2 protein-coding genes are annotated in these 1,530 nt (G+C 23.2%); both read right to left on the minus strand.

Features of this window, described 5'->3' with window-relative positions:
• Positions 1–293 (minus strand): nitroreductase family protein (locus J7G74_RS16610; RefSeq protein WP_297137473.1); only part of this gene is annotated, 293 nt, incomplete at its 3' end.
• A gap of 16 nt (positions 294–309) precedes the next feature.
• Positions 310–1,287 (minus strand): GIY-YIG nuclease family protein, encoded by a 978-nt coding sequence (locus J7G74_RS16615; protein WP_297137475.1) that lies wholly within the window; start codon positions 1,285–1,287, stop codon positions 310–312.
• Between the last annotated feature and the right edge of the window lie 243 nt (positions 1,288–1,530).

Genomic DNA, 1,530 nt, shown 5'->3' on the forward strand with positions numbered 1-1,530 from the left:
ATTAAAGTAGAAACTATAGAAGCATCTTCCACCCAAACATCACTTAACTCACTATCTGCTATAACTACAATAGCAAGAGGGGCACTTTTTAGTGGTAGTGTTCCATATTTTTTACATGTTTCTAGCTTAGAAATTGTCTCTCTATCCTGCACAACTATAAGTTCTACAGGCTTTTTGCCCATAGATGAAGGTGCTAAAAGTCCTGCTTTTAATAATTTTTCCACATCTTCTTTTGAAACAGGTTCATCTGTAAATTTTCTTATACTTCTTCTATTTTTTAATAAATCTATCATCTCTTAATCCTCCTAATTAAAGTTGTATATAATTAATTTTTTCATTTTTATAAATATAAGAATAAATAATATTAATATAATCAATATAAGATTTATTATATATTACTTTTTTATCATCATTTAATATAAGCTCTATAATTTTATTTATCAGATTATTTCTGTCTTCATCTTTAAATTTATCTAAGTTAATGATATCACTAAACTCTACACTAATACCATTAATAAAATATAATTTATAATTCTTTTCATCCATCTTTATCCAAAGTATAAGTTTTGGATTTTTCTTAAGCAAATCAAAGGCATTTTGTTTATGACTTATGCTTTTAATTAGTTCCACATTATTTTTTATTTGTAGAGCTTTTTCAAAATTCAATGATGATGATTCTTTTTTCATTGTTTCTTCCAACTCTTTTATTAAATCATCCTTACCATTGAAAGTATCTAGTAAAATCTTATAAATTTCTTTATATTCTTTTTCTGTATTCACTCTACAAGGACCTATACATTTTTTTATATTGTATCGAATACACTTTGTTTTTGTATTGCATATGGGTAATTTAAAATAATCTAATAAAAAATCTCTAAGAGCAAATAACCTTTTATTCATAGAAAATGGTCCAAAATAAATTCCATTCTCATCTTTATCATCCACCACATCAAGTAGATTTAGACTATTTACATCTATTTTTATGTATTTATATTTTTCATAATTATTCATTAAAGTGTTATACATTGGTCTTATATTATGAATATAATCACACTCTAACAAAAGAGCATCCAGCTCCGTATCAGTAGTAATATAATCTATATCATTTATAAATTTAACCATTCTTTCAATCTTACGAGATCTATTTAAATTTTCTCTGAAATAACTTTTTACACGACTTCTTAAATTTATTGATTTTCCTACATAAATAATATTGTTATAAGCATCTTTCATTATATAAATACCACTACACTGTGGCATGTTATCTATCTTATCTTTTAAATTCATTAGTTATATTTCTCCAAAAATTCTTTATCAATACTGAAATCTATTTTAACATAATGTTTATATTTTTTATATCTCAATAAATCAACGTATCAATAATGATGAATAGTATATAAAAAAATAAAAGTTTTATTGTAAATTGACAAAATAATCACTACTATTATTATGTATGATTACATTTTTATCATAAAAACTTATTTAATAGGCTATGTTAAACTATTTGGTTGGTAAATAGAATATTAGAAT

The sequence above is a fragment of the Terrisporobacter sp. genome, assembly GCF_017888745.1.
GTDB lineage: Bacteria > Bacillota > Clostridia > Peptostreptococcales > Peptostreptococcaceae > Terrisporobacter.